Origin of the sequence: Streptomyces sp. NPDC057939, from assembly GCF_042887545.1 — a bacterium.
Taxonomy (GTDB): domain Bacteria; phylum Actinomycetota; class Actinomycetes; order Streptomycetales; family Streptomycetaceae; genus Streptomyces.
This window is the reverse complement of sequence record NZ_JBHVPG010000073.1, coordinates 21,914-28,067: the sequence shown is the minus strand read 5'-3', so window position 1 is coordinate 28,067 and position 6,154 is coordinate 21,914. Positions and strand designations below refer to the sequence as shown.

General features: G+C 71.9%; 5 protein-coding genes. All 5 read right to left on the bottom strand.

Annotated features, from left to right (window positions below):
• Positions 1-118 precede the first annotated feature (118 nt).
• Positions 119-2,743 (bottom strand): SpoIIE family protein phosphatase, encoded by a 2,625-nt coding sequence (locus ACFVS6_RS39750; protein WP_389711413.1) that lies wholly within the window; start codon positions 2,741-2,743, stop codon positions 119-121.
• 149 nt (positions 2,744-2,892) lie between these two features.
• Complete coding sequence (locus ACFVS6_RS39745) at positions 2,893-3,321, bottom strand: ATP-binding protein (protein ID WP_389711412.1); 429 nt, start codon at positions 3,319-3,321, stop codon at positions 2,893-2,895.
• Between the two features lie 154 nt (positions 3,322-3,475).
• Positions 3,476-3,910 carry a (deoxy)nucleoside triphosphate pyrophosphohydrolase gene (locus tag ACFVS6_RS39740; RefSeq protein WP_389711411.1) on the bottom strand — a complete coding sequence of 145 codons (435 nt, stop codon included), beginning with the start codon at positions 3,908-3,910 and terminating at the stop codon, positions 3,476-3,478.
• Positions 3,911-4,004: 94 nt separating this feature from the next.
• Positions 4,005-4,199, bottom strand: a complete 195-nt coding sequence (locus ACFVS6_RS39735; RefSeq protein WP_389711410.1) for an SPOR domain-containing protein — start codon at positions 4,197-4,199, stop codon at positions 4,005-4,007.
• Between the two features lie 160 nt (positions 4,200-4,359).
• The gene (locus tag ACFVS6_RS39730) at positions 4,360-6,042 is read right to left on the bottom strand and encodes a purine-cytosine permease family protein (protein WP_389711409.1); all 1,683 of its coding nucleotides are present in this window, start codon (positions 6,040-6,042) and stop codon (positions 4,360-4,362) included.
• Positions 6,043-6,154: the final 112 nt, after the last annotated feature.

The window sequence follows — 6,154 nt, the reverse complement described above, 5'->3', positions numbered from 1 at the left end:
GTGGGGGGTTGTTTTTTTTTTATATGCCACAGCTCTGGGGGGGGGGGGGGGGCGGGGCGGCCGCCCCGGGCCCGGCCGGGACGGGGGGGGGGGCGGGGGGCCCCCCCCCCACGTCCGGCTATCCGTACATGCCGAGGAGCTGTTCGGCCGTCAGTTCGGTGACGGACTCGCCCGGGCCGCCCGGCATGGGCAGGGGGAGTTCGAACCAGACGGTCTTGCCGCGGTGGGTGCGGCGGGTGCCCCAGCCCGCGGAGAGCAGGCCGACCAGTTGGAGTCCCCGCCCGCCCTCGTCGGTGTCCCGGGCGCGACGGCGTCGGGGCTGGGCCAGGTTCGCGTCCCACACCTCGCACACGAGGGTCCGGTCCAGCAGCAGTCGTAGCCGGATCTCGCCCTCGCCGTACCGCAGGGCGTTCGTCACCAGTTCGCTGACCAGCAGTTCCGTGGTGTCGAGCAGGCCCTCCAGCCCCCATGCGGGCAGTTTGCCCCGGGCCAGTTCACGGGCGCGGCCGACCGAGCGGGCCTCGCGCGGCAGCTGCCAGTCCCCGACGGCGTCCAGGGGCAGTCCCTGGACGCGGGCCATGAGCAGGGCGATGTCGTCCTCCCCGTGGCGCGTGTCGAGGGTGTTCAGCACGTGGTCGCAGACGTCCTCCAGCGGGCGCACCGGGTCCGCGAGGGCCTCGCGCAGTCCCCGCAGCCCCTCCTCCAGGGGGTGGTCGCGGGACTCGACGAGTCCGTCGGTGTAGAGGGCCAGCAGGGCGCCCTCGGGAAGTTCCACCTCGACCTCCTCGAACGGCTCGCCGCCCACGCCGAGCGGCATCCCGGTGGGGATCTCCAGGAGCAGGCCGGGGCGGGGGACGGCGCCCTCCTCGGCGGGCTCGACCAGTACGGGCGGCATGTGGCCCGCGTTGGCGATGGTGCAGCGCCTGGTCACCGGGTCGTAGACGGCGTACACGCAGGTGGCGAGGTACACCTCCGACCGGTCGGCGTCCCGCGAGTGCAGGGCGGCGCGGGAGGCCTGCTGCGATCCGCCGGGGGCGCCGAGGCCGCGCGCGACCTCGTCGAGCGCGGTGAGCACCTCCGCCGGTTCGAGGTCCAGCAGGGCCAGGGTGCGTACGGCGGTCCGCAGCTCTCCCATGGCGACGGCGGCCCGCAGGCCGCGGCCCATCACGTCGCCGACGACGAGCGCGGTGCGGTGTCCGGGCAGTTCGATGACGTCGAACCAGTCGCCGCCGACCTCGGTCGCCGCGTTCCCCGGCAGGTACCGACAGGCGATGTCGAGTCCGGCGGCCTCCGGGTCTCCGGGGGGCAGCAGGCTGCGTTGCAGTATCAGGGCCCTTTCGTGTTCCCGCCGGTAGAGGCGGGCGTTGTCGATGCAGACGGCCGCCCGCGCGGCCAGTTCGACGGCGACGGCCCGGTCCCGCTCGCCGAAGGGCTCGCTGCCCTTCGTACGGGAGAACTGGGCGAGGCCGACCACCGTGTCGTGGGCCACCATCGGCACGAGCAGCGTGGACTGCACGAGGTCGTCCGATCCGCCGGCGGGAGCGAGCCGGGGCCGTGCCGTGCGCAGGGCCAGCGCCCCGGGCGAGGCGGCGGGATAGCGGTGGATCTCCCCCACGGCGACCAGTGCGCCGGGCCCCGACAGCGGGGCGTCCGACACGGCGGAGGCGAAGGCGACCCGCCGCAGCGGCGCGGACGGGGCGCGCCCGGCGCCCTGCCCGGGCAGCGAGGGCACCCCGGGGCCCTGCGGGCGGGCGGGGCGGTCGTCGTCGCCGAGCAGCAGCCCCTGGTAGAGGTCGACGGCGGCCAGGTCGCAGAATCCGGGGACGGTGACGTCGAGGAGTTCCCGGGCGGTGGTCTCCAGGTCGAGGGAGTTCCCGATCCGGTGCCCGGCCTCGTTGAGGAGGGCGAGGTTGCGGCGCACCCCGGCGGCCTCGCGGGCCGCGAGGTGACGGCGGGTGACGTCGGTGCCGATGCCGGCGATGCCGATCGGCAGTCCGGTGCCGCCGTGGACCCGGTAGAGGTTGATGGACCAGTGGCGCTTCTCGCGGCTGCCCGGGGCCGCGCCGGTGATCCTCAGGTCGGTGACGGATTCGCCGGTCTCCAGGACCCGGCGCAGGGCTTCGGCCATCCGGTCGGCCTCGTGGGCGGGCAGGTAGTCGTGCACGGTCCGGCCGCGGTGCTCCTCCACGGCTCCGCCGAAAACGGTCGCGAAGCGGCGGTTGGCGCGCTGCACGGTCAGGTCCGTACCGAAGAGCAGGAAGCCGAAAGGAGATTGGCCGAATATCGCCTGCGAAGCCGCAAGATCGGATTCAATCCGCCGCAGCGCGCGGACGTCCACGACGACGCACAGCGCCGCCCGCTCGGCGGTCTCGGTCAGCGTCGGCATCACATAGATCTCGGCCACCCCGTGCGCCCCGGCCCCGTCGGGGATCCGGAAGGGGATCAGGCCCGTCCACTCCTTGCCGTCGAGGATCTCCGCGACCTTGCGGTGCCCGCCGGCCCGCAGCTCCGGGGGCATGAAGGCCTCGACCGGATCGCGCCCGACCGCCTGGGCGGCGGTGAGCCCGAACAGCTCCTCGGCGCGCAGGCTCCATTGGTCGACGAGCCCGTCCGGACCGATCGAGAAGGAAGCGACCTTTATGTAGTCATATATCGAGCCAGGCGGACTGCTGTGCCACAAGGAGTCGTGCCATGTCTCCCTGGGCACTCGGCCCTGATGTGCCTGCGCAGGTATCTCGCTCACGCGACCGTCCCCTCCAGCTCACCGCAACCGGACCGGCCATGACCGAAGTATTCAGCACCACGGCCCCGGACGGCACGGCGTTCACGATCACAAAAAGGTCCCGTTGTTTTCGAGCCACGTCCGGTGATCGTTGGCCACCCTTCACCTTGTTACTCACCAGGAAGAGCCAACTCGAACCACACAGTCTTGCCCGATTTCCCGTGGCGGGTTCCCCAACGCTGCGCCGAGACGGCCACGAGGTGGAGTCCCCGGCCCCCTTCGTCGTCCGGCTGGGCAACCTTCGCGCGGGGCGGATCCGGAAGCGGATCGGAAACTTCCACGAGCAGCGCGTCGCCGCCCACCATGTCCCCGGCGGCCGGTTTGCGCCGTACCAGACGGACCCCGATGGGGCCGGAGGCGTAGCGCAGGGAGTTCGTCACCAGCTCACTGACCAGCAGGACGGTCACGTCGCCGACGGAGTCCAGACCCCAGGAGCGCAGGGTGCCGCGGACGGCGTGGCGGGCGGTGCGGACGGCACCGGGTTCGGCGGGGAAGGCCCATTCGGCACGTTCACCGTCTGCGTCGATCACGCCGATCACTTCCCGGGCCAGCAGTGACCCCAGTCCGGTTCGTCGGGGACGAAAGGGGGACGAGATAGGGATTAATAGCGACATACCCGATATTCGGGGCGTCGTACCACTCGATCCCCCACGCACCGGCGCACAGTGGCGCAGACGGCCTACCGCGTGAGCGTCACGCGCCCCGGTGCGCCCCGTCGTGCGGATCCGGGAGCGCGGCGGCGCTCAGCCGGCGCCCGGCCTCGGCGACCGCGGGGCGGTCCTGGTCGAGCCAGTCCACGGAGTCCAGCTCCGCGGGCGCCAGCCAGCGCAGCTCGTCGTGGTCCTCCAGCGGGGCGGGCTCCCCCGACACCAGCCGGGCGGTCCACACGTGCAGTACGAGGCCCGGCTTGAGCGGCCACTCCCCCGGGATCCGCTCCAGCGCCTCGGTCTCGACGCCGAGCTCCTCGCGCAGTTCGCGCACCAGGGCCTCGGGTACGGATTCACCGGGCTCCGCCTTGCCCCCGGGGAGCTCCCAGCGTCCGGCCAGCTCGGGCGGGGCGCTGCGCCGGGCGGCCAGCAGGCGCCCGTCACGACAAAGGGCCCCGCCCACGACCACGCGTTCAGTCATGGACGGAGCCTATGCCGGCGCCGTGGGCGTCCCGGCGGCCGGGCCCGCACCGGCGGGCCCGCGCCCGGCCGCCCGGCGGCCCGACCGCCCGGCCTCAGTTCGTGGTGGCGGTCTGCGTGCCCTGTCCGATCCGCTCGACCCAGTAGAGCTGCTTGTGCCCCCGGTCATCGAGGCTGTCGACCACCTTCTGGGCCTCGACCCGGGTGGGGTACCGACCCACCCGGTAGCGGTTGCCGTTGTCGTCCTGACGTATGACCAGCCACGGGAGCAGGGCACCGCTGTCGTTCATCGCGCTTCACCCTCCGCCGATGTACCTGCCCAGGAAACCGCATTGCGCATATGCCCGAGCTTACGCCCGACCTTTACTGTGCGGATACGGTTTTTCACGAAGAGGTACCTCGGGGGCGTACGCATCCGGCCAGGCGTACGAAAGGGCCGTGCGCGCCGGTTCAGACGCGGCGCACGGACGGCATCGGAAGGATCACCGCCCCGGCCGCGGACCCCTTGCGGCAGACGTCGCCGCAGGTGGCGTCGAGGGAGCAGCACAGCGAGCAGATCGGTCCGGCCTGGGCCGGACAGTCGGCGATGTCCGGGAGCTCGTACGCCGTTTCGCAGACGGAGCAGGTGTGCGTGGCGGTGATGTCCGCGACCTCGACACCGGGGCCGTTCACGGTGTTCGGCCTGGCCAGGTAGTACTTGCCGCGGGTCGCCAGGGCGATCAACGGGCACAGGACGAGGGCCAGTCCGGCGGCGATGAAGGTGGAGAAGGCCTCCGCGCCGGTCCCGAAGAGTCCGAAGAAGGCGAGGATCGACACGGTGGAGGCGATCACCATCGCGCCGAAACCCGCCGGGTTGACGGCGTACAGATAGGCCCGCTTGAACTCGATGTACGGAGGGCTCAGCCCGAGCCGCTTGTTGATCACGAGGTCGGCCGCGACGGCGACGATCCAGGCGATGCCGACGTTGGAGTAGAAGCCCAACAGCTTGCCGAGCATCGCGAACATGTTGAGCTCCATCAGCGTCAGCGCGATGCCGAGGTTGAGGAAGATGTACCAGACCCGGCCGGGGTGGCGGTGGGTGATGCGGGAGAAGAAGTTGGACCAGGAGAGCGAGCCGCTGTAGGCATTGGTGACGTTGATCTTGATCTGGGACACGATCACGAACAGTGCGGCGGCGGGCAGGGCGAGGCCGCCGAGCCAGGGGCGCAGCGCCTCGATCTGCGGGGCGATCGGCTCCAGGGCGTGCGTCCTGCCGACCGCTTCCAGCGCGACGAAGGCAAGGAAGGCGCCGCCGAGCTGCTTGGCGGCGCCGATGACCACCCAGCCGGGTCCGGCCGCGAGCACGGCGAGGTTCCACCGGCGGCGGTTCTCCGCGGTCCGGGCCGGCATGAAGCGCAGGTAGTCGGCCTGCTCGCCGATCTGCGCGATGAGCGAGAGGGCGATTCCGGTCCCGAAGCCGAAGCCGATCCAGGAGAAGCCGGCGCCGGCTCCCTCCGTGCCCGCGAAGTGGGTGAAGGCGCCCCAGGAGTCCGGGGCCTCGAAGGCGAGCACCAGGAAGGGCAGCGCGAGACCGACCAGCCACACGGGTTGCGTCCAGGCCTGCACCTTGGCGAGGGCGCCCATGCCGCGGAAGACGACGGGGATCACGATCAGGGTGGTGACCAGGTAGCCGATCTCCACGGGCAGGCCGAAGGCCTGGTGCATGGCCTGGGCCATGATCGAGCCTTCGAGGGCGAAGAAGATGAAGGTGAAGGAGGCGTAGATGAGCGAGGTCAGGGTCGATCCGAAGTACCCGAAGCCGGCGCCGCGCGTCACCAGGTCCATGTCCAGCCCGTACGTCGCGCAGGCGCGCGCGATCGGGATGCCGGTCAGGAAGATGACGGCCGCGGCGGCCAGGATCGCGGCGGCGCCGCTGGTGAATCCGTAGGCGAAGACGATGGACGCGCCGATCGCGAAGTCGGCGAGGTAGGCGATCCCGCCGAGCGCGGTGCCGGCCACGGTGCCGGGTCCCCACCGGCGGAACGCGTGCGGCGCGTACCTCAGCGAGTAGTCCTCGCGGCTCTCGTCGGCCGCGAGCTTGGCGTAGCTGCGGGCCGGTGGCCCGGGGGCGGGGGTGGTGGCGGTGTCGGTCATGCCGTCCGACGCTAGGTCCGACATGTGACGGCCTGTCACTCCTGGGCGTTGCCCGGGCGTAACGCGCCCGGGCCGCGCGTCACCGCGCGGTTAACACCACCGGCCGCCGCCG